This window comes from Pseudomonas sp. CFBP 13710, from assembly GCF_014842235.1.
Classification (GTDB): Bacteria; Pseudomonadota; Gammaproteobacteria; order Pseudomonadales; family Pseudomonadaceae; genus Aquipseudomonas; species Aquipseudomonas baltica.
The window spans coordinates 75,575-102,091 of the sequence record NZ_JACYVJ010000008.1 but is presented as its reverse complement, the minus strand read 5'-3'; the positions used below and the strand labels follow the sequence as shown (position 1 = coordinate 102,091).

The following is a 26,517-nucleotide window of genomic DNA, read 5'->3' as shown; positions in this document are numbered from 1 at the left end:
GTTTGGCCGTGAAGGAAATCCATGATGAACATGCCAAAAAACCTGATCCTGAGCATGGGTGCATTGCTGATCGCTTGTGCACCGCTGGTGCAAGCCGCTCCCGGTGGTCCGGGTGGAGCGGATGAGCAACGTCAAGGACGCCAGGAACAACCCCATCAGCGGCAGGACGGACCCGATCGGCCTGATCATGACGAGCGCGGTCCGGGCAACCGTGGCCCAGGCAACCCAGGTGGCGGCATCGCGCGCGGTGGTCCACCCCAGGATTTCGGCCCCGTACGCCAGACCATTCAGGATCATCGCGACGTCTTCCGGCCCGGCAACCCACCTCCCGCCAGTATTCGCGCCATCAAGGGACAACCCCTGCCTCGCGGCTACGGTGCCCGCCTCGACGGTCCCGCGCTGAAGCATCTACCACGTTACGAAGGCTACGAATGGCGCCGCATGGGCACGGATGTGGTGCTGATCGCCATTGGTACCGGGATCGTTTATGAGGTATTGCAGGGGGTGTTGAACTGATCAACCATCTAGAGATGCACTGCCTGTCGTGACGCCTTCGCGGCTGTACGCCGCTCCTACACGGTCGCATTTCTTTGTAGGAGCGGCGTACAGCCGCGAAAACGGTGAGATAGGCGCTGCATAGCTTGCAGCAGAACCACGCCGACTCATAGCAGCAACGCAGCAAACTATTCAGCGCATTCGCTTCGAATCACTTCTAGCGCATAGCCAATGTCACTCGGCATAAACGCGTCTGGGAATGCCGGACATATCGTGATACTCAAAGAATGGAATGCTAACACTTCCATGGAAAGGCGCATTTAGCCCCCATTGACCATACCCAGCCTCTAGATGGCTAGGCGCTCCACCGGACGCAGACAGAGGGAAATTTGCAGCGGATAGGCTATCAACAGGCGAGCTCAAAACCGGCATTGACGGCTGCACCGGAACATCCAAGCTTTCATCGAACAGAGCTCTTAAGGCGCTTACAATCTCTTCATGCAAAACAGGATTATCGATACCAGGCTCGAACACACCCCAAAAACTAAATCGAGACAAACCCATCAAATCTCCAAATGTTGTAAACATAGAATTGCTGTTTTTTGTATTGCCAATCACCTTGATACCCCCCGGTGGGTAGTCGAGATTCATATCGTTTATAAGCCCAATCGACTTCACGGCGGCACGCCACCGAGGTAGTATATTTCCGCTGTCTCCGGACAAGACCACTTTTCGAGTCTGTCCTTCTTGGTAGAGATACCCCGTAGTCACCTGGTGACCTATTACACCCACCTCAGCGTGATGTTTTTTAACTGCAAAATGCCATGCTCTCAATGAGTGGCGATTAGAGGTGCCAATTGTCGCCGTACGAAGCGTGACGCGGTCGGTAGCTAAGCCATGTAGCTCCGCCATGACCTCTCCGTTCGGGTGACGAAGCGCCCAAAAGTTGTGGCTCCATAGACCGGCGATAGCATGTGAACGTGCTTCGATTTGATATTGCTGTGACATGGGTAACTCCTGTTAAGGGATGGATGTATGACTTCGCGAACTGTAGCCCGCGGTCTATGCTTCCACTACCCGGCTTATGGAGTTAAATACATAATTAATATTTTCTCATATTCTAATGAGAAGCCGCCCAAGCGCTTATACACCCCATGCCACTAGCCAAAAAGTCCATGGATGACCAATTCGATAGATCTGAAACAGGCTCGAGATAGTCGAAACCGTAAACAAGCGTGATATTGCCCCAACAGCCGCTCACTTTTTCGACGTTGCGATCCGGCTGCTGGAAATGGGTTTCGCTGATTACCGTACATACAATCCAGTTCGAGGCGTGTTGAGCAGAAACGCATTCGCCTTTCATGCCTTTGAAAAACGCTACCAGTGATGCATGGTCCAACGGTCGAAATGCCCGAGCGCCTATGGATCTACCTTCATCAAGACGAAGGGAAGGCGAGTGACCATCCGGCATCATGCGGATGATCGTATAGGTGAAGATATCGATTGGGGTAGGCGGGTGATAATCCTGAGGGATGGGTAGATAACATCCTGAAACGGCGGTAGATACAACGGCGACTGCTATGGCACGGCGCATGTCGATGCATTCCTGATCGGCGGGACATGCAGGTTAGCCAGTCGACCGATTGTGCAGTAGCAGCCGTTTCCCAAGTGAATGTGAGATATCCCCTCTACCGCCGGCTCTGCTCCTCCATCACCCAATCCACGAACCGTTGCACCATTTGTCCACGGCGTTTGCGTTGCGGCACCACCACGAAATAACCCAACGCCGATGTGGCGGCGCCTTCGAAAGGGCGGCAGAGCAGTTGCTGCTCCAGCAATGCGTCCACCAGGTGACGCCAGCCGATGGCAACGCCTTGCCCGGCAATCGCGGCCTGGATGAGCAGTGTGTAGTTGTCGAAGCGCAATTGCCCCGGCGCTGGGGCACTGGGGATGTGCAAGGCGCGGAACAGGCCGCTCCAATCGAACCACTGACAGCTGCTTTCACCGCGCAGGTGCAGCAGCGGCCATTCGAGCAATGCATCAGGGCCCAGCGGTAGCGTTCGATCGTCCAACAGGCGCGGGCTGCAGACCGGGAAGACTTCTTCGTTGAACAACCAGTGACTTTCACCCTGACGGAAACGGCCATCGCCGAACAGGACCGCCACATCGATGTTCGGGCCAAGCATGGCGTGGCTGCGTTCACTGGTGACCAGGCTGACGTCGACCTGTGGATAACGTTGGTGGAAGCGATGCAGACGTGGCATGAGCCAGTAGGCGGCGAACGCGAAGTCGGTAGAGACCTGAAGCACTTCGTGCTGGGTTTGACTGGTGATCAAGCCCAGACAGTCGTCAATGCCGCGCAGTCCTCCATGTACCGCCTCGAACAAGGTGTAGCCTGCGTCGGTCAGCTCGATGCCTCGGTAGATACGATCGAACAGGCGGATGGCCAGCTGTTCCTCGAGCCGTTTGATCTGCTGGCTGACGGCAGGCTGCGTCGTACCCAGCTCGACCGCGGCAGCGGTAAAGCTCCGCAGCCTGGCGGCCGCCTCGAAAGCCCGCAACAGGTCAAGAGACATCTCTCCAAGGCTCGTAAACATAAGCGCTACTTATCCTAGGTATTGTCCGGCATGGGCTTTACCAGGCCACAGCTGCACCGCATGGTGGACGGCAGAAATTTCGCATTAATCTCCACTATGGAATGCCCTGAGCCGATGAAGCGCAAGAACATTCTTTTCATCATGGCCGATCAGATGGCCGCACCCATGCTGCCGATCTACGCGCCATCACCGATCAAGCTGCCGAACATCAGCCGTTTGGCCGAGACCGGGGTGGTCTTCGATGCGGCCTACTGCAACAGCCCGCTGTGCGCGCCTTCGCGCTTCACATTGGTCAGCGGCCAGTTGCCGAGCAAGATCGGCGCCTACGACAACGCTGCCGACTTTGCCGCCGACGTGCCGACCTATGCCCACTACCTGCGGCGCCTGGGTTACCGCACCGCACTGTCGGGCAAGATGCATTTCTGTGGCCCGGACCAGCTGCACGGCTACGAGGAACGCCTGACCAGCGATATCTACCCGGCCGACTACGGCTGGGCGGTCAATTGGGACGAACCCGACGTTCGCCCCAGCTGGTACCACAATATGTCCTCGGTGTTGCAGGCTGGCCCGTGCGTGCGCACCAACCAGCTGGATTTCGATGAAGAGGTGGTCTTCAAAGCCCAGCAGTACCTGTTCGATCACATTCGCGAAGACGGCGATCGGCCATTCTGTCTGACGGTGTCAATGACCCATCCGCACGACCCCTACACCATTCCCAAGCCGTTCTGGGACCTGTACCGCGACGAAGACATTCCACTGCCTCAGGATGTACCGGACCAGGCCGCGCTGGACCCCCACTCGCAACGCCTGCTCAAGGTCTATGACCTGTGGGACAAGCCCCTGCCCGTGAACAAGATCCGCGATGCACGCCGCGCCTACTTCGGTGCGTGCAGCTACATCGATCACAACGTCGGCAAACTGCTGCAGACCCTGGAAGAAACCGGGTTGGCCGACGACACCATCATCGTCTTCTCCGGCGATCACGGTGACATGCTCGGCGAGCGTGGGCTCTGGTACAAGATGCACTGGTTCGAGATGGCCGCGCGGGTGCCGCTGCTGGTTTGCGCGCCCGGGCAGTTCAAGCCAGGGCGAGTGCAGGCCGCAGTCTCTACCGCCGACCTGCTGCCGACCTTCGTCGAGCTGGCCGGTGGCGAACTGGAACCCGGCCTGCCGCTGGACGGACGTTCGCTAGTGGCGCATCTGCAGGGTGAAAAGGGGCATGACGAAGCGTTCGGTGAATACATGGCCGAAGGTACCCACAGCCCGTTGATGATGATCCGCCGTGGCGCTATGAAATTTATCTACAGCGAGGTCGACCCTTGCCTACTCTATGACGTGGATAACGACCCACGCGAACGTGAAGACCTGAGCCAGTCACCCCCGCACCGGGCACTGTTCGAGGCTTTCCTGAGTGAAGCCCGCCGCAAATGGGACATGCCGGCGATACACCAACAGGTGCTCGCCAGCCAGCGCCGACGCCGCTTCGTGGCCGGCGCACTGGCCCAAGGCAATCTGAAGAGCTGGGACCACCAGCCGCTGGTGGACGCCAGTCAGCAGTACATGCGCAACCATATCGACCTGGACGACCTGGAGCGCAAGGCACGTTATCCACAACCCTGCCCATAATATTCGAAGCTCTGAGGGGAAGTCGCATGAAGGTCACCATGAAGATATCCACAGCCCTGGCCGCCGGTTGGCTGGCCGTTGCCGGAACCACGGCGGTCGCCGACGAACAACGGTGCGAGACGGTGAAGATGGCCGACCCGGGCTGGAGCGACATTGCCGCCACCAACGCGCTCACCAGCCTGGTGCTGGAAGGCATGGGTTACCGGCCCAAGATCGACACGCTGGCGGTGCCGATCATCTTTGGCGGTCTCAAGGATGGCCAGGTGGATGTCTTCCTCGGCAACTGGATGCCGGCCCAGCAGGGTTTCTACGACAAGTTCGTGGCCAATGGTGACGTGGTGCAGTTCGCCAAGAACCTGGACGGCACCGAGTTCACCCTGGCCGTCCCCGACTACGTGTATGACGCGGGTGTAAAGGATTTCGCCGACCTGGACAAGCACGCCGACAAGTTCGGCAAGAAGATCTACGGGATCGGTTCAGGGGCACCGGCCAACCTATCGCTGGCCGAGATCATCAAGAAGGACGAATTCGGCCTGGGTGACTGGAAACTGGTCGAGTCCAGCGAGCAGGCGATGCTGACCGAGGTCAATCGCAACGTGAAGAAGAAGTCGTTCGTGGTCTTCCTCGGCTGGACGCCGCACCCGATGAACGTGCAGATCAAGCTCAAGTACCTCACCGGCGGCGAGAAGTATTTCGGCTCGACCGGCACCGTGCACACCCTGACCCGCAAGGGCTATGCCGAGAGTTGCCCGAACACCGGCAAGCTGCTCAGCAATCTGGTGTTCACCCAGGACATGGAGAACAGCATCATGGCCGATGTGGCCAATAGCAAGAAAACCAGCGCACAGGCGGCGCAGGCCTGGCTGAAAGCCAATCCGGCGGTGTTGGAGAAGTGGCTGGAAGGTGTGAAAACGCTGGATGGCAAGGACGCGCTGCCGGCAGTACGCGCGAAGCTTTGATCTGACGGGCTTTGATTTGATGGGTGTCAGTCATGGCCTCTTCGCGGGCAGAGAGCTCGCGAAGAGGCCTTCACTGACACCCTTCAATCAACTCAACCCGCCGCCATTTCCCGGCGCAGCTGGCTCAGCACCGGCGCCGTATCCACCGCCACGCCGCGCCAGTAGGTGAACGCTTCGGCTGCCTGCTCGACCAGCATCCCGAAACCGTCCAGCGACAGCCGTGCGCCGTGTTCGCTGGCCCAGCGGCAAAACGACGTTGGCTCCTTGCCATACATCATGTCGTAGCAGACCGTCACACCGGGCTCGATCAGGCTGGCGGCGATCGGTGGCAGATCGCCCGCCAGGCTCGCCGAAGTGGCATTGATGATGATATCCACCGGCTCTTCCAGCCAATCGAAGCCACTGGCCGCCACCGGGCCCAGGTCAGCGAACAGCTGCGCCAGCTGTTCGGCTTTCTCGACCGTGCGGTTGGCGATCACCAGTGACAGTGGCTGCTGTTCGAGCAACGGCTCGACCACTCCACGCACCGCGCCGCCGGCACCCAACAGCAGAATGCGCTTGCCCTGCAAGGTCACGCCGGCGTTGTTGACCAGGTCGCGCACCAGCCCCACGCCGTCGGTATTGTCGCCACGCAGGCTGCCATCGGGCAGCCGACTGAGCATGTTCACCGCGCCGGCGCGCTGCGCGCGCGGGGTCAGTACGCTGCACAGGCCGAACGCCTGCTCCTTGAACGGTACGGTGACGTTGGCGCCCAGCCCTTCTTCGAAAAAACCCAAGGCACTGCGGGTGAAGTCGTCGATGGGCGCCAGGCGTGTGTCGTATACCAGCGCCTGGCCCGTCTGCTCGGCAAACAAACGGTGAATGGCGGGTGATTTGCTGTGCCCCACCGGGTTGCCGAAAACCACGTAACTGTCCATGCGAATCGGTTCCTGAATCATAGGGGAGGGGTCTGCGCCAGCCAGTCGCGATCCTGCAGAAAGTAGTCGGTGAGCCGCGCTTCCTCGCTGCCAGGTACGGCTTTCCAGTCATAGCCCCAACGCACCTGCGGCGGCAGTGACATCAGGATCGACTCGGTACGGCCACCCGACTGCAGGCCGAACAGCGTACCGCGGTCGTAGACCAGGTTGAACTCGACGTAGCGCCCGCGGCGAAACTCCTGGAATTCACGCTGCTGCGCGGTGTACGCCATGGCCTTGCGCCGCTGCACGATGGGCAGGTAGGCGTCGATGAAGGCATCGCCGATGGCGCGCATGAAGGCGAAGCTGGTGTCGAAATCCCATTCGTTCAGGTCATCGAAGAAGAGGCCGCCCACGCCCCGCGGCTCGCCCCGGTGCTTGAGGTGGAAATAGCGGTCGCACCAGGCCTTGTAGCGTGGATAGACATCGGCGCCAAAAGGCTCGCAGGCTTGTTGCGCAACACGATGCCAGTGGATGCAATCTTCCTCGTGAGCGTAGTAGGGCGTCAGGTCGAAGCCGCCGCCGAACCACCAGACGGCCTCTTCGCCTTCCTTTTCGGCAATGAAGAACCGCACGTTGGCGTGGGAGGTGGGCACGTGCGGGTTGTGCGGGTGGATCACCAGCGACACGCCCAGTGCCTCGAAGCCGCGACCGGCCAGCTCCGGTCGATGGGCGCTGGCCGAAGGAGGCAGGCCGGTGCCGAATACATGGGAAAAGTTGACCCCGCCTTTCTCGATCAACTCACCGTCTGCAATCACCCGGGTGCGCCCGCCGCCGCCCGCTGCGCGCGTCCAGGCATCTTCGACGAAGTGCGCGCCGCCGTCTTCGGCCTGCATGGCGTGGCAGATTCGATCCTGCAGATCGAGCAGATAGGCCTTTACGGCCTCTGTGCGGGTAGTCATGGCATCACCTTGAAAAAGGGCAAATACCGCCAGCGGCCTGGGAACACGCCTGACCGGCGATCAAGTCGGCGCGTAGCATAGCATCGCTCACCGCGTGCGGCAGTTGACGCCGGTCAAGCAAAGGCGTCCGATAGGCCTTCGCCCAACGACAGCAGGAGTGAGCAGATGGCAAAGCGTATCCAGTTCGGTTCCACCGGCGGCCCGGAAGTCCTCGAGTTCGTCGACTTCGAGCCCAGGCAACCGGGCCCGCAAGACATTCGCGTACGCAATCACGCCGTGGGCGTGAACTACATCGACAACTACTTCCGCAGCGGCCTGTACCCGACGCCACTGCCTTCGGGCCTGGGCACCGAGGCCGCTGGCGTGGTCGAGGCGGTCGGCAGCGAGGTGGACCGGTTCAAGGTCGGCGACCGTGTGGCCTACGCAGGTGGCCCCCTGGGCGCCTACAGCGATCTGCACGTGCTGCCAGCGGCCATGGCTGTACGCCTGCCCTCGAGCATCAGCTTCGAACAGGCCGCTGCGGTGATGCTCAAGGGCCTGACCGTGCAATACCTGCTGCGTCAGACCTACAAGGTCGAGGCTGGCGAAACCATCCTGTTCCATGCCGCCGCCGGTGGTGTGGGCTCGCTGGCCTGCCAATGGGCGGCAGCACTGGGCGTGAAGCTGATCGGCACCGTCAGCTCGCCCGCCAAGGCCGAACGGGCCAAGGCCCTGGGTGCCTGGGAGGTGATCGACTACAGCCACGAAGACGTGGCCAAGCGAGTGCTCGAATTGACCGACGGCAAGAAATGCCCGGTGGTGTACGACGGTGTCGGCAAGGACACTTGGGAAACCTCGCTGGACTGTCTCCAGCCGCGCGGCTTGATGGTCAGCTTCGGCAATGCGTCGGGTGCGGTCAGTGGGGTCAACCTGGGCATCCTGTCGCAGAAGGGCTCGCTGTACGTGACTCGCCCGACCCTGGCCAGCTACGCCGTGCCCGGCGCAGTACAGGGCATGGCCGACGAGCTGTTCGAGATGATCGCCAGCGGCAAGCTCAAGGTCGACGTCAGCCAGCAGTACGCACTGAGCGATGCCGCCAAGGCGCAGACCGCACTCGCCGCGCGCGAAACGGTGGGCTCGACCATCCTGCTGCCATGAAACCAGGCAGGGAGCCCCGTGAACGCGGCTCCCTGCCTGGCCTCAGGGCCTGATCACTTCACCGGTGATCAGGTCGCGAATCACGCTCGGGCTCTTGCGCCCGCCCAGCGCGCCGCCCAGCACGACGTCCACTTCGCCACGAAAGTATTGCTCGACGCGCAGGCGGCTGCGCGCGGCCGGGCGGCCTTGGCGATTGGCAGAGGTCGACACCAGCGGCCCGACCAGCGCGCACAGCTCCCGCACCTGCGGGTGATCGCTCACGCGCAGGGCCACGGAATCGTGGATACCGGTGATCCATTCGGGTAGCAGGCCCTGGTGAGGCACCAGCCAGGTGTTCGGGCCGGGCCAGGTACTGGCCATGCGATCGATCCACTCTTCGGGAAAATCCTCGAACAGAAAGTCGAACTGCCGGATGTTGTCGGCGATCAGGATCAGGCCCTTGTCGACCGAGCGCTCCTTGATGGCCAGCAAGCGATACACCGCTTCTTCGTCCCATGGATCGCAACCCAATCCCCAGACAGCTTCGGTAGGGTAGGCGATCACCGCGCCCGCTCGGATCTCGCGCGCCGCTTGCTGCACACGCCAACTGCTCACCATCTGCTGTCACTCCCATTGAAGACTGCCGCCAGTGTACTTAGCTGGCCCGTGCAAACCAACGCCCCGCCTGGCTGACCACGCGCCCCTGCATCTCCAGCTCGGTAAGTTGCGCCATCACCCGCGGCAACGGCCATCCCAACGCCGTGGCCAAGCCTTCGGTGGTGTGCGCGGCGGCCACCAGCACCTCAAGCAGCGGATCGGCGGGCTGGGCTGGCGCCGCCGGCAGGACCGGTGGCAGACGCTGCCAGCCCTGCAACCCTTCAAGAATATGATCGATGGTCTCGACCAGTTGCGCGCCGTCGCGGATCAACTGGTGACAGCCGCGTGCGCCGGGGTGATGAATGGAGCCGGGCAGCGCCCACACCTCGCGGCCATGCTCGGCGGCCAGCCTTGCGGTGATCAGTGAACCGCTGGCCGGGCTGGCCTCGATGACCAGCACACCCAGCGACAGACCGCTGATGATCCGATTGCGTCGAGGAAAGTTGCCCGGCTGCGCCTGCGCGTCGAGGGGAAACTCGGAAACCAGTGCACCCTTGCGCTCGACGATGGCCTGGGCGAGCACGCGATGCTTCTGTGGATAAAGTTTTTCCAGACCGGTGCCCAATACCCCGATGGTGTGCCCACCCACCTCCAGCGCACCTTGATGCGCCGCCCCGTCCACACCCAGGGCCAGGCCACTGGTGATGGCAAATCCCGCCGCTGCCAGGCTGCGGGCGAAGGCCCGGGCGTTGTCCAGGCCGGGCGGCGAAGCGCGACGACTGCCGACCACGGCGATCTGCGGCCGCTCCAGCACACCGGGGTCGCCGCGTACGAACAACAGCGGCGGTGGATCGGCGATTTCCTTGAGCAGGGCGGGGTAGTCGGCGTGGTCCCACATCAGCAAATGCTGATGCGGACGCTCTAGCCAGGCCATTGCAGCCGCCGCGTCGCGATGGATGCAGGGGTCGCGGCGGGCCTGGGCACTGGCGTCGCTGCCGCCGGCCCCGCGCCATTGCCCGACTGGCGCAGCAAGCGCCGAACGCGCGCTGCCGAAGTGCGCAACGAGCTTGTGGAAGCGTTGCGGGCCGATTTCCGGCAGCACATGCAAGCGCAGGCGCGCCTCGAGTTCGGAAAGGGTCTGAGCAGTGGTATCGAAAAGCGGCATCCGATCATCCTTGAATCGGCAGGCTCGCAGACAGCTGGACAAGCTGTGGATAACTCTGTGCACAAAAGTATCGGAAAGCGCCCGGGCGTGACCTCGTCATGCCCGGTGCCCTATGCGCTACGGGTTGCCTACCTTGTCCATCACTGCCAACGAGCGGTTGGCGTTGAGGATCAAACCATAGCTCAGCTTTTCATAAGTGCGGAACACCATAAGCAGCCCGGAGCGCTCGTCGGGGACCTTGACCTGCTCGCCGGTGATACGATCGCGCACTGTCTCGCCGGTCTTGTACACCGCGAGAACGTTGCCCTCGCGCAGTCCGTCGCGCGTTCCGCGGTTCAAGGTGACCACGTCGTACTTGCCGATCTGTGTAACACCTCGTGGCACATCAATGATCACACCACGAATGTCAGTCTCTGGCGCGCTGGGGAAAAACGTCGAATTGACCGCGCGTTGTTCATCGCTGAACAGCCGGTCGCCCAGGCGGACCTCTTCGCGCGAGCGTTGCAGTACCAGGGTAGAGATATCCCCCTCGGTCGCGACGATCTCGCCGCCGCCGATGTTGTCGGCGTTGATACCCAGAAATTCCTGGGTGTCGGGGTCGATGTAGGTCTTGCCCTGGCGGAAGATGCCGTACACCGACTGCGCCGGGTCGAAGGCGCCACGTGCGTAGATGCGGTCGCCCATGCCACTGAGCACGCGCTCGGCATTGCCGGCCACGATGTAGGGGGCGGCGTTGAATTGCTCGACCGAATTCATGATGCGGTTGGTCAGCAGGAAGCTGTTGATCGATTCCAGCGGGATGCTGGGTATGGCCTCGGCCACGGGCGTGGTGCGCACCCTGGGCGAAAGCTTGATGGTGCCGCGCGAGGCGCCACGTTCGAGCATCAGCTGCGGCTGGCCGTTGACGAAGCCCAGCACCAGCGAATCGCCAGGGTAGATCAGGTCCGGGTTGGCGATCTGCGGGTTGGCGTGCCAGAGGTGTGGCCACTGCCACGGCTGGCTGAGAAACTTCCCGGAAATGTCCCACAATGTATCGCCACGCACCACCGTGTAGCGCTGTGGATAGCCGTCCCTGAGCTGCACTTGCGCCTGCGCCAGGCCGGCCATTGCCAGCATCAGCAGGGCGAGTAGTGATTTCCTCATGCCGTGAATCCCTTTATCATGTCTGCTCACGCGAAATAACGACTTTACCTCACAGTGCAGCACATACGCATATGGCTATTTTAAACATCCTCGAATTTCCAGACCCGCGCCTGCGTACCGTCGCCAAGCCGGTCACGGTGGTGGACGACAGCGTTCGCCAGCTTGTCGATGACATGTTTGAAACCATGTACGACGCCCCTGGCATCGGTTTGGCCGCCACCCAGATCAACGTGCACAAGCGCATCGTGGTCATGGACCTGTCCGAAGATCGCAGCGAACCACGGGTGTTCATCAACCCCGAGTTCGAGTCGCTGACCGACGAGATGGACCAGTACCAGGAAGGTTGCCTGTCGGTGCCCGGCTTCTACGAGAACGTCGATCGCCCGCAGAAGGTCAAGGTCACCGCGCTGGACCGCGACGGCAAATCCTACGAACTGATCGCCGAAGGCCTGCTGGCCGTGTGCATCCAGCACGAGTGCGATCACCTCAACGGCAAGCTGTTCGTCGACTACCTGTCCAACCTCAAGCGCGACCGCATCAAGAAAAAGCTGGAAAAACTGCACAAGCAGCAGGCCTGATTCCGGTGCCCTTGTAGGAGCGGCTAGTAGCCGCGAACAACGCACCTCGGTGCGTCAGGAAGGGCCCCTTCGCGGCTGCTAGCCGCTCCTACAAAGGGTTGCGGCCCACCCCCAACAGCGAGAACTCCATGCGCATCGTCTTCGCGGGCACTCCCGAGTTTGCCGCCGAACACCTCAAGGCCCTGCTGGCCACTTCGCACGACATCGTTGCCGTATACACCCAGCCCGATCGCCCCGCCGGGCGGGGGCAGAAACTCATGCAAAGCCCAGTCAAGCAATTGGCCCTGGAGCACGGCATTCCCGTCCTGCAGCCAGCGACCCTGCGCGACCCCCAGGCCCAGGCCGAGCTGCGCGCGCTGACGCCGGATTTGATGGTGGTGGTCGCCTATGGCCTGATCCTGCCGCAGGCGGTGCTCGACATCCCGCCGCTGGGCTGCATCAACAGTCATGCCTCGCTGCTGCCGCGCTGGCGCGGAGCGGCGCCGATCCAGCGGGCGATCCAGGCGGGCGATACCGACAGCGGCGTTACCGTGATGCGCATGGAGGCGGGTCTGGATACCGGCCCGATGCTGCTCAAGGTCAGCACCCCGATCGACGCCCACGACACCGGCGGCAGCCTGCACGACCGCTTGGCGCAAATGGGCCCACCGGCCGTGGTCCAGGCCATTGCCGGGCTGGCCGCCGCTACCCTGCAGGGCGAGGCGCAGGACGACAGCCTGGCCAACTACGCCCACAAGTTGGACAAGAACGAAGCGCGCATCGACTGGGCCCAACCGGCCGTGGTGCTCGAGCGCCAGGTGCGGGCGTTTTTCCCTTGGCCTGTCTGCCACAGCACCTTGAATGGCGAAGCGCTGAAGGTGCTGGCCGCCAGTTTGGCCGAAGGCAGCGGCCGGCCAGGCGAAATCATCCAGGTCGACAAGGACGGGCTGACCATAGCCTGCGGTGAACAAGCCCTGCGCCTGACCCGCCTGCAGTTGCCGGGAGGCAAGCCGCTCGACTTCAGTGACCTGTTCAACAGCCGCCGCGACCGGTTCGTGGTCGGCACGGTGCTGGGCCAATGAACCCGCGTCTGGCGGCGGCCCGTGCGTTGGCGACGGTACTCAGCGGCAAGGCCTCGCTCAACAGCTCCCTGCCCAGGGAGCTGGACAAGGTCGAGGCGCGCGACCGTGGCCTTACCCAAGACCTGGCATTCGGCACCGCCCGCTGGCAGCCCCGTCTCGACGCGCTGGCCGAGCGCCTGCTGCAGAAGCCTTTCAAGGCCGCCGATGCCGATGTACATGGCTTGCTCCTGGTCGGGCTCTACCAGTTGCTGTACACCCGGATTCCAGCCCATGCCGCGATCGGCGAAACCGTCGGCTGTGCCGACAAGCTGAAGAAGCCCTGGGCCAAGGCGCTGCTCAATGCCGTGCTGCGCCGAGCCCAGCGTGAGAGCGAGGCCATTCTTGCCGAACTCGAACGTGACCCGGTGGTGCGCACGGCGCACCCGCGCTGGCTGCAGAAATCGCTGAAAGCCTTCTGGCCCGAGCAGTGGGAAGCCATCTGCGCCGCCAACAACGCTCATCCGCCGATGATCCTGCGGGTCAACCGTCGCCATCAGCCGCGCGATGCCTACCTGGGCCTGCTGGCCGAACAAGGCGTGGCGGCCCAGGCTTGCGTGTACAGCCGTGATGGCATCGTCCTGGCAGAAGCCTGCGACGTGCGCGGGCTGCCGGGCTTCAGCGAAGGCTGGATCAGCGTCCAGGATGAAGCAGCGCAACTGGCCGCCGAACTGCTCGACCTGGCGCCCGGCCAGCGGGTACTCGACGCCTGCTGCGCGCCGGGCGGCAAGACCTGCCACATTCTGGAAGCCGAGCCGGCCCTGGCTACTGTGGTAGCCGTGGATCTCGAGGAAAAGCGTCTGGTTCGAGTGCGCGAGAACCTGCAGCGATTGGGGCTGCAAGCCCAGTTGATCGCAGCCGATGGCCGCGATACCCAAGCCTGGTGGGACGGCCAGCCGTTCCAGCGGATCCTGCTCGACGCCCCCTGTTCGGCCACTGGCGTGATCCGCCGCCATCCCGACATCAAGCTGACCCGCCAGCCCGACGACATTCCGGCCCTGGCCGTGCTGCAAGGGCAGTTGCTCGACGCCCTGTGGCCAACCCTGGAGGTCGGCGGGGTGCTGCTCTATGCCACCTGCTCGACACTGCCCACGGAAAATACCGAAGTCATCGAAGCGTTCCTGGCGCGCACGCCCGGCGCCCGCGAACTGGACCTGGCCACGTCCGCCGGCATCAAGCAGGCTCATGGCCGCCAATTGCTGGCACAAGAAGGCGGTCACGATGGCTTCTACTACGCCAAGCTGATCAAGATCGCCGCCGTACGCGGCCACTGACGGGGAGTAATGGATGAAGATCATCATCCTGGGCGCAGGTCAGGTGGGCGGCACGCTGGCCGAGCACCTGGCCGGCGAGGCCAATGACATCACCGTGGTCGATACCGACGCCGAACGCCTGCGCAACCTTGGCGATCGGCTGGACATCCGCACCGTGCAGGGCCGCGGCTCGTATCCGACAGTGCTGCGCCAGGCCGGTGCCGACGATGCCGACATGCTGGTGGCGGTGACCAACAGCGACGAGACCAACATGGTCGCCTGTCAGGTGGCCTACACCCTGTTCCATACCCCCACCAAGATCGCCCGGGTGCGCGAGTCGGCCTATCTCACCCGCGCCGGCCTGTTCAACAACGACGCCATTCCGGTGGATGTGCTGATCAGCCCGGAACAGGTGGTGACCAACTACATCAAGCGCCTGATCGAGTACCCCGGCGCCCTGCAGGTCATCGACTTCGCTGGCGGCAAGGCACAGCTGGTGGCGGTCAAGGCCTACTACGGCGGCCCGCTGGTGGGTCAGCAACTGCGGCAGATTCGTCACCACATGCCCAAGGTCGATACACGGGTGGCTGCCATCTTTCGCCGCGACCGGCCGATCCTGCCACGCGGCGACACGGTCATCGAAGCCGACGACGAGGTGTTCTTCATTGCAGCCCGCGAAGACATTCGCGCGGTGATGAGTGAACTGCGCCGGGTCGACCAGAGCAACAAGCGGGTGGTCATCGCCGGCGGCGGGCAGATCGGCGAGCGCCTGGCCGAGGCCATCGAAAGCCGCTACCAGGTGAAGATCATCGAGATGAACCCGGCACGCTGCCGCTACCTCTCCGATACCCTGGACAGCACCGTGGTGTTGCAGGGCAGCGCGTCCGACCGCGATCTGATGCTCGAAGAGAACATCGCCCAGGCCGATATCTTCCTGGCCCTGACCAACGACGACGAAGCCAACATCATGTCCTCGTTGCTGGCCAAGCGCCTGGGCGCGCGCAAGGTCATGACCATCATCAACAACCCGGCCTACGTGGACCTGGTCCAGGGGGGCGAAATCGACATCGCCCTGAGCCCGCAGCTGGCAACCATCGGTACCCTGCTGGCGCACGTAAGGCGGGGCGATATCGTCAGTGTGCACTCGCTACGCCGGGGCGCCGCGGAGGCCATCGAGGCCATCGCCCATGGCGACGCGCGCTCGAGCAAGGTGATCGGCAAGCCCATCGAAACCATCGATCTGCCTCCGGGAACGACGATCGGCGCGATCATTCGCGATGACCAGGTGATCATCGCGCACAGCGACACGGTGATCGAGGCCGGTGACCACGTGATCCTGTTCGTCGTGGACAAGAAATACATCCGCGACGTCGAGAAGCTCTTCCACGTCGGCCTGAGCTTCTTCTGACGCCCGGCCTCGCTCATCCAAAAAGCGGGCCGTCCAGGAGCCCGCTCTGTGAAAGCTGGTCTAGTGCAAGCATGCCCTGTGGGAGCGGGGCGGGCGGCTGAGCCCTCTGCCCGCGAAGAAGCTCCCACGCCGGCCGCTAGCTCAATACCACCTGGCCTCACCCGCCGGCCGCTTCTTGAAGCGCTTCATGCTCCACATGTACTGGCTCGGATAGGCCCGCACGTACTTCTCGACCACCGCGCTCATGGCTGCCACCGAGGTATACGTGTCGGTGCTGTACATGCCCTCGGGTGCCGCTTCCAGGATCACCTTGTAGCCCGAACCATCGGGCAGGCGCACGGCGTGCAGGAACACGCCGACGGCCTTGCCGCCGGCGAGCATGTTGGGCACGAACTTGCTGGTCAGCGCCAGGGTGCCGAGAAACGGCACGAACAGCCCGGCCGATTCGGCGGGTTCCGGGTCGGCGGGAATGCCCACCTGGCCACCCTTGCGCACCTCCTTGATGACACTGAGGATGCCTTCCTTGGTCGAGGCCGCAACGCGGTTGCCCAATTGCACCCGTTGCTTGCGCAACAGCTCGTCCACCGCCTTGAGCTTGGGTGGACGGTAGAAAATGATCGGCTTGCACTGGTTGCAGTAGAAGTGATTGAGCACTTCCCAATTGCCCAGGTGGCTGGTGATGCCGACCACGCCCTTGCCCGATGCCAGGGCATCCTTGAGCACGTCCAGCCCCTCGACCTCGCGCACCAGGTCGAGCGAGCGCTGGGCCGGCCAGATCCAGGCACAGGCGCTTTCGGTCAGGGTCTTGCCGATGTCCATCAGGCTGCGTCCTGCAAGGCGCTCGCGCTCGGCAGCGTCCATGTCCGGAAAACACTTGGCCAGGTTGATGCGCACCACCTCGCGAGAGCGGTTGGGCAGCTTCCACATCAACCAGCCGATGGCCGTGCCGACCCACTGCACGGTGCGCCACGGCAGCAGCGCGAACAACCGCAAGGCACCGACCATCAGTGCCCCTTTGAACTTATCCACAGATCACTCCTTAATTGCCCAGGCGCCCATTCTAGCCTCAGCCGGCCAGCTCGGCGTAGCGGTCGCAATCCTGGGTGTGGTCCATGACCATGCCCGAGGCCTGCATGAAGGCGTAGCAGATGGTCGGCCCGACGAAGGTGAAACCGGCTTTCTTCAGGGCCTTGCTCATGGCTCGGGCCTCTTCGGTTTCAGTAGGGATCTCGCTGCGATCGCGCCGATGGTTGACCCGCGGCTGCCCACCGACGAACGACCAGAGGAAGGCTGCCGGGTCTTCGAGCTGCAACCAGGCGCGGGCGTTCTTGCGTACACCGTTGAGCTTGAGGCGATTGCGCACGATGCCCGGATCCTGCATCAGCACCTCGATTTCCTCGTCACTCATCTGCGCGAGGCGTTGCGGGTCGAAGCCGTGGAGCACCTGCCGATAGCGTTCACGCTTGCGCAGCACGGTGATCCACGACAGGCCGGCCTGGAACCCTTCCAGCGCAAGCAACTCGAACAGGGCGCCCGCCTCGCGCAGCGGGACGCCCCATTCAAGGTCATGGTAGGCCTGGTACAAGGGGTCTTGGGTACACCAAAAGCAGCGAGGCATTAGGGCTCCATGGGTAGAGGCGCCGCGGATTCGCGGTATACTCCCGCTCTTTATATTCGCAGCCCTAGAAACAGGTGAATTTCGTGAGCCAGCCTACGCCAGCCGTGCGTACCTTCCAAGACTTGATCCTCGCCCTCCAGCAATACTGGGCCGAGCAAGGTTGTGTGGTGCTTCAGCCCTACGATATGGAAGTGGGCGCCGGCACTTTTCATACCGCCACGTTCCTGCGCGCCGTGGGCCCGGAAACCTGGAATGCCGCTTACGTGCAACCCAGCCGCCGTCCGACCGATGGCCGCTACGGCGAGAACCCCAACCGCCTGCAGCACTACTATCAGTTCCAGGTGGTTCTGAAGCCCAACCCGGACAACTTCCAGGAACTGTACCTGGGTTCGCTCAAGCACATCGGCCTCGATCCGCTGGTGCACGACGTCCGCTTCGTCGAAGACAACTGGGAGTCGCCGACCCTGGGCGCCTGGGGCCTGGGCTGGGAAGTCTGGCTCAACGGCATGGAAGTCACCCAGTTCACCTATTTCCAGCAGGCTGGCGGCATCGAATGCTACCCGGTCACCGGCGAGATCACCTACGGCCTGGAACGCCTGGCCATGTACCTGCAGGGCGTCGACTCGGTCTACGACCTGGTGTGGGCCGATGGCCCGTTCGGCAAGGTGACCTACGGCGACGTGTTCCACCAGAACGAGGTGGAGCAGTCCACCTACAACTTCGAGCACGCCAACGTCGACAAACTCTTCGAGCTGTTCGATTTCTACGAAAGCGAAGCCAAGCGCCTGCTCGAACTGGACCAGCCACTGCCGCTGCCCAGCTATGAAATGGTCTTGAAGGCGTCCCACACCTTCAACCTGCTCGATGCTCGCCGCGCCATTTCGGTCACCGCACGCCAGCAGTACATCCTGCGCGTGCGGACCCTGGCCCGTGGCGTGGCACAGGCCTACCTGATGGCCCGTGCCAAGCTGGGTTTCCCCATGGCGACCCCCGATCTGCGAGATGAAGTATTGGCCAAGCTGGAGGCTGCGCAATGAGTGCTCAAGATTTTCTGGTCGAGCTGGGCACCGAAGAGCTGCCACCCAAGGCCCTCAACACCTTGGCCGACGCCTTCCTGGCCGGCATCGAGAAAGGCCTGCAGGCCGCCGGCCTGAACTACAGCGCCAAGAACGTCTACGCTGCGCCACGCCGCCTGGCCGTGCTGATCACCGGCCTGGATACCCAGCAGCCGGACCGCAGCATCAATCTCGACGGCCCGCCGCTGCAGGCCGCCTTCAATGCCGAAGGCGAGCCGACCCAGGCTGCACTGGGCTTTGCCAAGAAATGCGGAGTGGATCTCAGCGAGATCGACCGCAGCGGACCCAAGCTGCGCTTCAGCCAGAACATCGTCGGCAAGCCGACGGCCAGCCTGCTGCCGACCATCGTCGAAGATTCCCTCAACGACCTGCCGATTCCCAAGCGCATGCGCTGGGGCGCGCGCAAGGAAGAATTCGTGCGGCCAACCCAGTGGCTGGTGATGCTGCTGGGCGACGAGGTCGTCGATTGCACGATCCTGGCCCAGAAAGCCGGGCGTGAATCGCGCGGTCACCGTTTCCATCACCCGCAGAACGTGCGCATCAGCTCGCCTGCTGGCTACCGCGAAGACATGCGCAACGCCTACGTACTGGCCGATGCCCACGAACGCCGTGAACTGATTGCCCGACGTACCGCCGAGCTGGCCACCCAGCAGGAAGGCAGCGCCATCGTCCCACCGGCGCTGCTGGACGAAGTGACGGCCCTGGTCGAGTGGCCCGTGCCGCTGGTGTGTTCGTTCGAGGAACGCTTCCTGGATGTCCCGCAGGAAGCGCTGATCACCACCATGCAGGACAACCAGAAGTATTTCTGCCTGCTCAACGCCGACGGCAAGCTGCTGCCGCGTTTCATCACCGTGGCCAACATCGAGAGCAAGGACCCGCGCCAGATCGTCGAGGGCAACGAGAAAGTCGTGCGTCCACGCCTGACCGATGCCGAGTTCTTCTTCAATCAGGACAAGAAGCAACCGCTGGAAGCCTTCAACAAACGCCTGGAAAACGTGGTGTTCCAGGCGCAGTTGGGCAGTGTCTACGACAAGGCCGTGCGGGTTTCCAAGCTGGCGGCCTACATTGCCTCGCGCATTGGTGGCGATGCCCAGCGCGCGACGCGGGCAGGCCTGCTGTCGAAGTGCGACCTGGCCACGGAAATGGTCGGCGAGTTCCCGGAAATGCAGGGCGTGGCGGGCTATTACTACGCGCTCAACGCCGGCGAACCCGAAGACGTCGCGCTGGCACTCAACGAGCAATACATGCCTCGTGGCGCCGGCGCCGAGCTGCCCAGCACCCTGACCGGTGCGGCGGTGGCCATCGCCGACAAGCTCGACACCCTGGTCGGCATCTTCGGCATCGGCATGCTGCCCACTGGCAGCAAGGACCCCTATGCCCTGCGTCGCGCGGCCCTGGGCGTGCTGCGCATCCTGATCGAAAAGCAGCTGGACCTGAACCTCAACGAAGCCGTGAGCTTCGCCGTTTCGGCCTTCGGCACCCAGGTCAAGTCGGCCGGGCTTGCCGAGCAGGTGCAGGAGTTCATCTTCGATCGCCTGCGCGCTCGCTACGAAGACGAGGGCATCGATGTGGCCACTTATCTTTCGGTGCGTGCCCTGCAACCCGGTTCGGCACTGGACTTCGATCAGCGCGTGCAGGCTGTCCAGGCGTTCCGCCGGTTGCCTGAGGCCGCCGCGCTGGCTGCCGTCAACAAGCGTGTCTCGAACCTGCTGAGCAAGGCCGACGGCAAGGTCGCCGCCACCGTGGAGCCCAAGTACTTCGACAACGCCAACGAGTTCTCGCTGTACTCGGCCATCACCCAGGCCGACCATGCGGTGGCGCCGATGGCTGCCGAGCGTCGCTACAACGAAGCCCTGACCCGTCTGGCCGCCCTGCGCGAGCCAGTGGATGCGTTCTTCGAAGCGGTGATGGTCAATGCCGAAGATGCCAATGTGCGGGCCAACCGCTATGCCTTGCTGGCACGTCTGCGCGGTCTGTTCCTGGGCGTCGCCGACATTTCGTTGCTGGGGTAGGCCTTGAAACTGCTGATTCTCGATCGCGACGGGGTCATCAATCATGACTCCGACGCCTACATCAAATCAGTCGCCGAATGGCTGCCATTGCCTGGAGCGATCCAGGCCATTGCACAGTTGCACCAGGCTGGCTGGACGGTGGCCGTCGCTACCAACCAGTCTGGCCTGGCGCGCGGTTACTACGACCTGGCCACCCTCGATGCCATGCACGCCCACCTGCGCGCGCTGGTCGCGGAGCAGGGCGGCGAGGTTGGCCTGATCGTGCATTGTCCCCATGGTCCGGATGACCAGTGCACCTGCCGCAAACCGCGGCCGGGTTTGCTGCAGCGCATCGCTGCCCACTATGACGCGCCCCTGACCGGCGTCTGGTTCGTCGGCGACAGCCTGAGCGATCTGCACGCCGCAACGGCAGTGGCTGCTCAACCCGTGCTGGTGAAGACCGGCAAAGGGCTACGGACCTTGACCCAGGACCTGCCCGAGGGAACCCTGATTTACGATGACCTGGCGGCAGTCGCCAGGCACCTTATCCACACTTGACGGTATCCACCGCTATGTCGATCCTGCGGGCAATCAGAATCTTTGCCTTTTATCTGCTTCTGGGCAGCAGCGCCTTGCTGTGGTGCACCCTGAGCTTTTTCATCGCGCCCTTTCTGTCCTTCAAGGCGCGCTACCGTTTCATCAACGTCTACTGGTGCCGCTGTGCGCTGTGGCTGACGCGCGTCATGCTGGGTATCGACGTACGGGTGAAAGGTGCGGAAAACGTTCCGCAAACTCCATGCGTCATCGTTTCCAACCACCAGAGCACGTGGGAAACCTTTTTCCTTTCCGCCTACTTCCAGCCCCTGAGCCAGGTGCTCAAGCGCGAGCTGCTTTTCGTGCCGTTCTTTGGCTGGGCCATGGCCATGCTGCGCCCCATCGCCATCGACCGCGACAATCCCAAGTCGGCACTCAAGGAAGTCGCCAGCAAGGGCGACACGCTGTTGAAGGACGGCGTCTGGGTACTGATCTTCCCGGAAGGTACGCGTGTGCCATACGGCCAGATCGGCAAATTCACCCGCAGTGGCAGTGCCCTGGCGGTGAACGCGCAGTTGCCGGTGTTGCCCATTGCGCACAATGCCGGGCGCTACTGGCCCAAGGAAGGCTGGAACAAGCATCGCGGTACCATCGAGGTGGTCATCGGGGCACCCATGTACGCCGAAGGCACCGGACCGCGGGCCATTGCGGCCTTGAACGAGCGCGTCCAGGCCTGGAACGAGCAAACTCAACAAGCCATGGGCGCGCTGCCGGAGCACCCGGAAATCGCACCCACGCCGGTTATCTAGTTTCTGTGGATAACTTGTGTATTGTTTCTCGTGCAAAGTCTTTGAAAGCTGCGTAACCCTATGTTGGCTATGCAGTTTTCAAAACCCATCAAAACCCGACAATTGGTGCATAAGTTTTTTGCACGGCGGTGAAAGGCTCGTCTTTTCGAGCCTTTCACCGCTGGGTTTTCAGCCAGACGTCAGACCTTGTCCAGGTCCACGTGCCGGGTTTCCTTCAAACAGAACATCCCCACCACGAAGCTGATACCGGTCACCAGCACCGGGTACCACAGTCCGTAGAAGATATCCCCCGTGTACACCACCAGCGCGAACGAGACCGTAGGCAGGAATCCGCCGAACCAGCCGTTGCCAATGTGGTAGGGCAGGGACAAGGACGTGTAGCGAATGCGGGTGGGGAAGAGCTCGACCATCACCGCCGCCAGCGGCCCATAGGTCATCGTAGCAATCAGGATCATGGCAACGATGATCAACACCACCATGGGTTGATTGACCAGGCTCGAATCGGCCTTGGCGGGGTAGCCTGCCTGAGCAATGGCCGCGCGCAGGGCTGGCTCATCGTAGCCGTTGATCCGTTGCTCACCGACCGTGATTGCCACATCCGTACCGTCGACCGGGGCCGCCGAGCTGTACGGCACACCCGACTTGATCAGCAACGTCTTGACCTTGTCGCAGGGGCTGTCGAATTTGGCCTTGCCCACTGGGTCGAACTGGAAGGTGCATGTAGCAGGATCCGCCATCACCGTGACCGGCGAGTTGCGGGTGGCATTGTCGATCTGCGGGTTGGCGTAGTGGCTCAAACCCTTGAACAGGGGGAAGTAAGCAAAGGTCGCCAGCAGCAGGCCAAGCATCAGGATGGGTTTGCGCCCGACACGGTCGGACAGCCAACCGAAGAACACGAAGAATGGCGCACCGATGACCACACTGATGATCAGCAGCTGATTGGCCAGTGCCGGGTCCATCTTGAGCATCTGCGTCAGAAAGAACAGCACGTAGAATTGCGCACAGTAGAACGTTACGGCCTGCCCAGCATTGATGCTGAACAACGCGGTCAACACGATCTTCAGGTTCTGCCAGGAACCGAACGACTCGCGGATCGGCGATTTACTGGTCTTGCCCTCGGCCTTCATCTTGGTGAAGGTGGGCGATTCGCTCAGGCTCAGGCGGATCCAGGTGGAAATGCCCAGCAGTACGATCGACAGCAGGAACGGCAGGCGCCAGCCCCAGACTTCGAATTGATCGCCACTGATATAGCGGCTGCCCATCACCACCAGCAGTGACAGCAGCAGGCCGAGGGTGGCTGTCGACTGGATCCAGCCGGTGTGAAAGCCCCGTTTTTTCTGCGGCGCATGTTCGGCCACGTACGTCGCTGCGCCGCCATACTCGCCGCCCAGGGCCAGGCCCTGAAGCATGCGCAACAGCACCAGGATGATCGGCGCGGCAATGCCGATGCTGGCATAGGTCGGCAGCAATCCCACTGCAAAGGTCGAGACGCCCATCAGGATGATGGTCATGAGGAAGGTGTACTTGCGCCCGATCATGTCACCCAGGCGCCCAAACACCAAGGCGCCAAAGGGTCGCACCAGGAAGCCTGCGGCAAACGCCATCAGGGCGAAGATGAAGGCTGTGGTCTCGTTCACTCCGGCGAAGAACTGCTTGCTGATCACCGCAGCCAGGGCGCCGTACAGGAAGAAGTCGTACCATTCGAAAACCGTCCCCAGCGACGATGCGAAGATGATCTTCTTCTCGTCCCGGTTCACGGCAGGCGCAGCCGCCGCGCCGTGTTGCAGATAATCCGCCATATTGCCATCCTCAGTGATTATTGTTGTTGTTCCACTGTTGCCTTTCCCGAGTACTGCCTGCACTCGGTCAAATCGTTTCCGGCACCTGCAGCGCAGTGGCCGGCACGGCCTCCAGCGGCTGCGGATGCAGAATCATCTGCGCTGCCTTTTCTGCAATCATCACCGTCGGTGAGCAGGTATTGCCCGAGACGATTTCCGGCATGATCGACGCGTCTGCCACACGCAGACCCTGAACGCCACGAACCTTGAGTTGCGCATCCACCACCGCCAGGGTGTCGTTGCCCATGCGACAGGTGCCTGCTGGATGAAAGATAGTCGTTCCTATGCGTCCTGCTGCCGCGCGCAATGTTTCTTCACTCTGTACGTCCGCGCCTGGCAGGTACTCCTGCGGGGCAAAGTCCCGCAGTGCCGAGCCCTGGACGATCTTGCGCGTCAGGCGTATGGCATCCACCGCCACCTGCACATCGTCGGGATGGCTGAGGTAGTTGGGATCGATCAACGGCGCTGCATCCGGATCGGCAGAGCTGATGTCCACCCGCCCGCGGCTCTTGGGCCGCAGGTTGCAGACCGAAGCGGTAAACGCAGGAAAGCGGTGCAGCGGCTCGCCGAAGCGCTCCAACGACAGCGGCTGTACATGATATTGAAGATTGGGGGAGGGCTGCTCGGGGCTCGAGCGCACGAAGGCGCCCAGTTGACTCGGCGCCATCGCCAGCGGCCCGCTGCGGTCGTACAGGTAGCGCACGCCCATGCCGAACTTGCCCCACAGGCTGTTGGCAACCTGGTTGAGGGTGCGCGCGTTGCTGACCTTGTACACCAGCCGCAGCTGCAGATGATCCTGCAAATTGCCACCCACGCCAGGTAGCTCGTGCTGCACATCGATACCCAGGCGTTCGAGCAAGGGGCGGGGGCCAATGCCGGAGCGCTGGAGAATGTTCGGCGAACCGATGGCGCCGGCGCACAGAATGATCTCACCGCGCGTCTCGAACCGATGGTCGGCGCCCTGCCAGCGGGCAGCCACCGCATGGGCACGGCCGTCTTGCAGCAGCACCTTGTCCACCCGCACGCCCGTGTGCACCGTCAGATTCGACCGCTTCAGCGCAGGGCGCAAGAACGCCTTGGTCGAATTCCAGCGCACCCCGGACTTCTGATTGACCTGGAAGTAACCGCAACCCTGGTTGTCTCCGGTGTTGAAGTCTTCGATGCTGGCGATCCCGGACTCGGCCGCCGCACTGCGGAAGGCGTCGAGAATGGGCCAGCGATAGCGCTGCTGCTCGACTCGCCACTCGCCCTGGGCGCTGTGGAACTCGGAGTCGCCGGTATGATGGTTTTCGCTCTGGCGAAACAGCGGAAGAACGTCTTTCCAGCCCCAGCCGGGATTGCCTTGGGCCTCCCAGCGATCATAGTCGCTGGACTGGCCGCGCATGTAGATCATGCCATTGATCGACGAGCAGCCGCCGAGGACCTTGCCCCGAGGGTAGTTGAGGCTGCGGCCGTCGAGGCCTGGTTGTGGCTGGGTCTTGAAACACCAGTCGGTGCGGGGATTACCGATGCAGAACAGATAACCGACCGGGATGTGGATCCAGGCATAGTTGTCCCGGCCACCTGCCTCGAGCAACAGCACCTGTACCGAAGGGTCGGCCGACAGTCGATTGGCAAGCAGACAACCTGCAGGACCTGCGCCGACAATGATGTAGTCATAGACGGATGGGACTGATGGCATGGTGTACTCCGCGCCGTTTTATTGTTCTTGTCGTTCTCCATGTTATTGATTAGCTTCGTGGTGAAAACTAAAGATTTCACCCAGGGGCTGAGCGTTTTCGCACAGTCCAGAGCGCAGTTGATTAACAAGGGAAAATCAATGTTCGACTGGAACGACCTGCGCTTCTTTCTCGAGCTGCAACGCAGCGGCCGATTGCTGACCGCTGCCAAGCGCCTGCATACCACGCACAGTACGGTCGCCCGGCACATCGAAAGCATCGAGCGCCACCTGGGCACGCCGCTGTTCGTGCAGAACGCCCACGGCTACGAACTGACCCCGGCGGGGCAGACGCTGCTCAAGCACGCCGAGGCCATGGAGAACCTGGCCCTGCGCGCGCAGGAGGACATTACGCAGTCATTCAATCCGCTGGGCAAGATCCGCCTGGGCGTAACAGAAGGCATCGGTATCGCCTTCATCACACCGCGCCTCGGCGAACTGTTCCGCCGTTATCCAGGCTTGGAAGTGGAGCTGGTGGCTGTGCCGCGCTTTGTCAGCATTCTCAACCGCGAAGCCGAAATCAGCGTGCACCTCGAGCGTCCCAATGCCGATCTGCTGATCACCCGCAAGCTCACCGACTACAACCTGGCACTGTATGCCAGTGCCGATTACCTGGCTGCTGCCGAGCCGCTGCGCAATCGTGAAGACCTGGCACAGCATCGCTGGATCGGCTATGTCGATGACCTGCTGTTCAGCCAGGAGCTGTTATTGCTCAACAGCTTCTGTCGCAACCCGGTCGTGGCCTTTCGCAGCACCAGTGTGCTGGCTCAACAGGAGGCTGCATGCATCGGCCTGGGCATTGCCGTATTGCCCGTGTACATGGCTGCCAAGGATCCTCGGCTGGTGCGCGTACTGCCCGACGAAACCATCCAGCGCAGTTACTGGATCAGCACCCGACGCGAACTGCACAAATCGGTACGCCTGCGCGTGGTCTGGGATTTCCTCCTGCAACTGTGCGCCGACCAGCAGGCTACCTTGCTCGCCATCTGAAACCCATGCCCGGCTCCCACATGGCACTGAATGCTGCCTTCATGTGGGAGCG

The 26,517-nt window shown here is 62.4% G+C and carries 25 protein-coding genes; 13 read left to right on the top strand and 12 right to left on the bottom strand.

Annotated elements, in window-relative coordinates; genetic code table 11:
- Positions 1 to 24 precede the first annotated feature (24 nt).
- Positions 25 to 516, top strand: coding sequence for an anti-virulence regulator CigR family protein (locus IFT44_RS16760; protein WP_192050303.1), 492 nt, complete (start codon positions 25 to 27; stop codon positions 514 to 516).
- 213 nt (positions 517 to 729) lie between these two features.
- Here the strand turns inward: IFT44_RS16760 and IFT44_RS16755 are convergent, their stop codons facing one another.
- The 3 genes from IFT44_RS16755 to IFT44_RS16745 form a co-directional block, all read right to left on the bottom strand.
- Positions 730 to 1,503 carry a hypothetical protein gene (locus IFT44_RS16755; RefSeq protein ID WP_152965730.1) on the bottom strand — a complete coding sequence of 258 codons (774 nt, stop codon included), beginning with the start codon at positions 1,501 to 1,503 and terminating at the stop codon, positions 730 to 732.
- A gap of 112 nt (positions 1,504 to 1,615) precedes the next feature.
- Entirely contained in the window at positions 1,616 to 2,089 is a 474-nt protein-coding gene (locus IFT44_RS16750; RefSeq protein WP_192059257.1) for a hypothetical protein, read from the bottom strand.
- 94 nt (positions 2,090 to 2,183) lie between these two features.
- On the bottom strand, positions 2,184 to 3,092 hold the full coding sequence (locus IFT44_RS16745; RefSeq protein WP_192176258.1) for a choline sulfate utilization transcriptional regulator: 909 nt from the start codon (positions 3,090 to 3,092) through the stop codon (positions 2,184 to 2,186).
- A 114-nt stretch (positions 3,093 to 3,206) separates the two neighbouring features.
- Between IFT44_RS16745 and betC the strand changes: the two genes are divergently transcribed.
- Together betC and choX are read left to right on the top strand one after the other, a co-directional pair.
- Complete coding sequence (betC, locus tag IFT44_RS16740) at positions 3,207 to 4,718, top strand: choline-sulfatase (RefSeq protein WP_192103033.1); 1,512 nt, start codon at positions 3,207 to 3,209, stop codon at positions 4,716 to 4,718.
- A gap of 38 nt (positions 4,719 to 4,756) precedes the next feature.
- On the top strand, positions 4,757 to 5,677 hold the full coding sequence (gene choX, locus IFT44_RS16735) for a choline ABC transporter substrate-binding protein (RefSeq protein WP_192137796.1): 921 nt from the start codon (positions 4,757 to 4,759) through the stop codon (positions 5,675 to 5,677).
- Positions 5,678 to 5,769: 92 nt separating this feature from the next.
- On the opposite strand, the gene aroE is transcribed toward choX, so the two are convergent.
- Together aroE and hemF are read right to left on the bottom strand one after the other, a co-directional pair.
- Positions 5,770 to 6,594 carry a shikimate dehydrogenase gene (aroE, locus tag IFT44_RS16730; protein ID WP_192176257.1) on the bottom strand — a complete coding sequence of 275 codons (825 nt, stop codon included), beginning with the start codon at positions 6,592 to 6,594 and terminating at the stop codon, positions 5,770 to 5,772.
- A 17-nt stretch (positions 6,595 to 6,611) separates the two neighbouring features.
- Complete coding sequence (hemF, locus tag IFT44_RS16725) at positions 6,612 to 7,535, bottom strand: oxygen-dependent coproporphyrinogen oxidase (protein ID WP_122480063.1); 924 nt, start codon at positions 7,533 to 7,535, stop codon at positions 6,612 to 6,614.
- Between the two features lie 165 nt (positions 7,536 to 7,700).
- Here hemF and IFT44_RS16720 point away from each other — a divergent pair, with 165 nt between their 5' ends.
- On the top strand, positions 7,701 to 8,672 hold the full coding sequence (locus IFT44_RS16720) for an NADPH:quinone reductase (protein ID WP_192055196.1): 972 nt from the start codon (positions 7,701 to 7,703) through the stop codon (positions 8,670 to 8,672).
- Positions 8,673 to 8,714: 42 nt separating this feature from the next.
- Here IFT44_RS16720 and IFT44_RS16715 read toward each other — a convergent pair whose 3' ends face one another.
- The 3 genes from IFT44_RS16715 to IFT44_RS16705 all read right to left on the bottom strand — a co-directional run bounded on the left by IFT44_RS16715 (position 8,715) and on the right by IFT44_RS16705 (position 11,556).
- Positions 8,715 to 9,269, bottom strand: a complete 555-nt coding sequence (locus tag IFT44_RS16715; RefSeq protein WP_122480061.1) for an L-threonylcarbamoyladenylate synthase — start codon at positions 9,267 to 9,269, stop codon at positions 8,715 to 8,717.
- A gap of 37 nt (positions 9,270 to 9,306) precedes the next feature.
- Positions 9,307 to 10,413, bottom strand: a complete 1,107-nt coding sequence (dprA, locus tag IFT44_RS16710) for a DNA-processing protein DprA (protein WP_192059265.1) — start codon at positions 10,411 to 10,413, stop codon at positions 9,307 to 9,309.
- Between the two features lie 117 nt (positions 10,414 to 10,530).
- Positions 10,531 to 11,556 (bottom strand): LysM peptidoglycan-binding domain-containing protein, encoded by a 1,026-nt coding sequence (locus IFT44_RS16705; RefSeq protein WP_192176256.1) that lies wholly within the window; start codon positions 11,554 to 11,556, stop codon positions 10,531 to 10,533.
- A gap of 71 nt (positions 11,557 to 11,627) precedes the next feature.
- Between IFT44_RS16705 and def the strand changes: the two genes are divergently transcribed.
- The 4 genes from def to trkA all read left to right on the top strand — a co-directional run bounded on the left by def (position 11,628) and on the right by trkA (position 15,892).
- The gene (gene def / locus IFT44_RS16700; protein ID WP_122480058.1) at positions 11,628 to 12,134 is read left to right on the top strand and encodes a peptide deformylase; all 507 of its coding nucleotides are present in this window, start codon (positions 11,628 to 11,630) and stop codon (positions 12,132 to 12,134) included.
- A 128-nt stretch (positions 12,135 to 12,262) separates the two neighbouring features.
- Positions 12,263 to 13,195 carry a methionyl-tRNA formyltransferase gene (gene fmt, locus IFT44_RS16695; protein ID WP_192059267.1) on the top strand — a complete coding sequence of 311 codons (933 nt, stop codon included), beginning with the start codon at positions 12,263 to 12,265 and terminating at the stop codon, positions 13,193 to 13,195.
- Entirely contained in the window at positions 13,192 to 14,505 is a 1,314-nt protein-coding gene (gene rsmB, locus IFT44_RS16690) for a 16S rRNA (cytosine(967)-C(5))-methyltransferase RsmB (RefSeq protein WP_192176255.1), read from the top strand. Before fmt ends, rsmB begins: the two co-directional genes overlap by 4 nt.
- A gap of 13 nt (positions 14,506 to 14,518) precedes the next feature.
- Positions 14,519 to 15,892, top strand: a complete 1,374-nt coding sequence (gene trkA, locus IFT44_RS16685; protein WP_122480055.1) for a Trk system potassium transporter TrkA — start codon at positions 14,519 to 14,521, stop codon at positions 15,890 to 15,892.
- A 141-nt stretch (positions 15,893 to 16,033) separates the two neighbouring features.
- Here the strand turns inward: trkA and IFT44_RS16680 are convergent, their stop codons facing one another.
- Together IFT44_RS16680 and IFT44_RS16675 are read right to left on the bottom strand one after the other, a co-directional pair.
- A complete protein-coding gene (locus IFT44_RS16680) occupies positions 16,034 to 16,921 on the bottom strand; it encodes a lysophospholipid acyltransferase (RefSeq protein ID WP_122480054.1) in 888 nt (295 codons plus the stop codon).
- Between the two features lie 37 nt (positions 16,922 to 16,958).
- On the bottom strand, positions 16,959 to 17,510 hold the full coding sequence (locus tag IFT44_RS16675; RefSeq protein ID WP_192059272.1) for a DNA-3-methyladenine glycosylase I: 552 nt from the start codon (positions 17,508 to 17,510) through the stop codon (positions 16,959 to 16,961).
- Between the two features lie 83 nt (positions 17,511 to 17,593).
- Between IFT44_RS16675 and glyQ the strand changes: the two genes are divergently transcribed.
- From glyQ to IFT44_RS16655, 4 genes are read left to right on the top strand one after another with little or no spacing between them, the layout of a single operon-like run.
- Positions 17,594 to 18,547, top strand: coding sequence for a glycine--tRNA ligase subunit alpha (gene glyQ / locus IFT44_RS16670; RefSeq protein WP_043193756.1), 954 nt, complete (start codon positions 17,594 to 17,596; stop codon positions 18,545 to 18,547).
- Positions 18,544 to 20,598: a glycine--tRNA ligase subunit beta gene (gene glyS, locus IFT44_RS16665; RefSeq protein ID WP_192176254.1), complete on the top strand. Its 2,055-nt coding sequence runs from the start codon at positions 18,544 to 18,546 to the stop codon at positions 20,596 to 20,598. Before glyQ ends, glyS begins: the two co-directional genes overlap by 4 nt.
- A 3-nt stretch (positions 20,599 to 20,601) precedes the next feature.
- Positions 20,602 to 21,135, top strand: coding sequence for a D-glycero-beta-D-manno-heptose 1,7-bisphosphate 7-phosphatase (gmhB, locus tag IFT44_RS16660; RefSeq protein ID WP_192176253.1), 534 nt, complete (start codon positions 20,602 to 20,604; stop codon positions 21,133 to 21,135).
- Between the two features lie 14 nt (positions 21,136 to 21,149).
- Positions 21,150 to 21,920, top strand: coding sequence for a lysophospholipid acyltransferase family protein (locus IFT44_RS16655; RefSeq protein ID WP_122480050.1), 771 nt, complete (start codon positions 21,150 to 21,152; stop codon positions 21,918 to 21,920).
- A gap of 179 nt (positions 21,921 to 22,099) precedes the next feature.
- Here the strand turns inward: IFT44_RS16655 and IFT44_RS16650 are convergent, their stop codons facing one another.
- Together IFT44_RS16650 and IFT44_RS16645 are read right to left on the bottom strand one after the other, a co-directional pair.
- A complete protein-coding gene (locus IFT44_RS16650; RefSeq protein ID WP_192055185.1) occupies positions 22,100 to 23,719 on the bottom strand; it encodes an MFS transporter in 1,620 nt (539 codons plus the stop codon).
- A gap of 67 nt (positions 23,720 to 23,786) precedes the next feature.
- Positions 23,787 to 25,439: a GMC family oxidoreductase gene (locus IFT44_RS16645; RefSeq protein ID WP_192176252.1), complete on the bottom strand. Its 1,653-nt coding sequence runs from the start codon at positions 25,437 to 25,439 to the stop codon at positions 23,787 to 23,789.
- Between the two features lie 138 nt (positions 25,440 to 25,577).
- On the opposite strand from IFT44_RS16645, the gene IFT44_RS16640 reads away from it, so the two are divergent.
- On the top strand, positions 25,578 to 26,465 hold the full coding sequence (locus IFT44_RS16640; RefSeq protein ID WP_185794625.1) for a LysR family transcriptional regulator: 888 nt from the start codon (positions 25,578 to 25,580) through the stop codon (positions 26,463 to 26,465).
- Positions 26,466 to 26,517 lie beyond the last annotated feature (52 nt).

Bases quoted from the DNA above. Each gene is read 5' to 3' on its own strand.
- IFT44_RS16760 (WP_192050303.1), top strand. From the start codon at position 25: ATGAACATGCCAAAAAACCTGATCCTGAGCATGGGTGCATTGCTGATC.
- IFT44_RS16755 (WP_152965730.1), bottom strand. From the start codon at position 1,503: ATGTCACAGCAATATCAAATCGAAGCACGTTCACATGCTATCGCCGGT.
- IFT44_RS16750 (WP_192059257.1), bottom strand. From the start codon at position 2,089: ATGCGCCGTGCCATAGCAGTCGCCGTTGTATCTACCGCCGTTTCAGGA.
- IFT44_RS16745 (WP_192176258.1), bottom strand. From the start codon at position 3,092: ATGTTTACGAGCCTTGGAGAGATGTCTCTTGACCTGTTGCGGGCTTTC.
- betC (WP_192103033.1), top strand. From the start codon at position 3,207: ATGAAGCGCAAGAACATTCTTTTCATCATGGCCGATCAGATGGCCGCA.
- choX (WP_192137796.1), top strand. From the start codon at position 4,757: ATGAAGATATCCACAGCCCTGGCCGCCGGTTGGCTGGCCGTTGCCGGA.
- aroE (WP_192176257.1), bottom strand. From the start codon at position 6,594: ATGGACAGTTACGTGGTTTTCGGCAACCCGGTGGGGCACAGCAAATCA.
- hemF (WP_122480063.1), bottom strand. From the start codon at position 7,535: ATGACTACCCGCACAGAGGCCGTAAAGGCCTATCTGCTCGATCTGCAG.
- IFT44_RS16720 (WP_192055196.1), top strand. From the start codon at position 7,701: ATGGCAAAGCGTATCCAGTTCGGTTCCACCGGCGGCCCGGAAGTCCTC.
- IFT44_RS16715 (WP_122480061.1), bottom strand. From the start codon at position 9,269: ATGGTGAGCAGTTGGCGTGTGCAGCAAGCGGCGCGCGAGATCCGAGCG.
- dprA (WP_192059265.1), bottom strand. From the start codon at position 10,413: ATGCCGCTTTTCGATACCACTGCTCAGACCCTTTCCGAACTCGAGGCG.
- IFT44_RS16705 (WP_192176256.1), bottom strand. From the start codon at position 11,556: ATGAGGAAATCACTACTCGCCCTGCTGATGCTGGCAATGGCCGGCCTG.
- def (WP_122480058.1), top strand. From the start codon at position 11,628: ATGGCTATTTTAAACATCCTCGAATTTCCAGACCCGCGCCTGCGTACC.
- fmt (WP_192059267.1), top strand. From the start codon at position 12,263: ATGCGCATCGTCTTCGCGGGCACTCCCGAGTTTGCCGCCGAACACCTC.
- rsmB (WP_192176255.1), top strand. From the start codon at position 13,192: ATGAACCCGCGTCTGGCGGCGGCCCGTGCGTTGGCGACGGTACTCAGC.
- trkA (WP_122480055.1), top strand. From the start codon at position 14,519: ATGAAGATCATCATCCTGGGCGCAGGTCAGGTGGGCGGCACGCTGGCC.
- IFT44_RS16675 (WP_192059272.1), bottom strand. From the start codon at position 17,510: ATGCCTCGCTGCTTTTGGTGTACCCAAGACCCCTTGTACCAGGCCTAC.
- glyS (WP_192176254.1), top strand. From the start codon at position 18,544: ATGAGTGCTCAAGATTTTCTGGTCGAGCTGGGCACCGAAGAGCTGCCA.
- IFT44_RS16655 (WP_122480050.1), top strand. From the start codon at position 21,150: ATGTCGATCCTGCGGGCAATCAGAATCTTTGCCTTTTATCTGCTTCTG.
- IFT44_RS16650 (WP_192055185.1), bottom strand. From the start codon at position 23,719: ATGGCGGATTATCTGCAACACGGCGCGGCGGCTGCGCCTGCCGTGAAC.
- IFT44_RS16645 (WP_192176252.1), bottom strand. From the start codon at position 25,439: ATGCCATCAGTCCCATCCGTCTATGACTACATCATTGTCGGCGCAGGT.
- IFT44_RS16640 (WP_185794625.1), top strand. From the start codon at position 25,578: ATGTTCGACTGGAACGACCTGCGCTTCTTTCTCGAGCTGCAACGCAGC.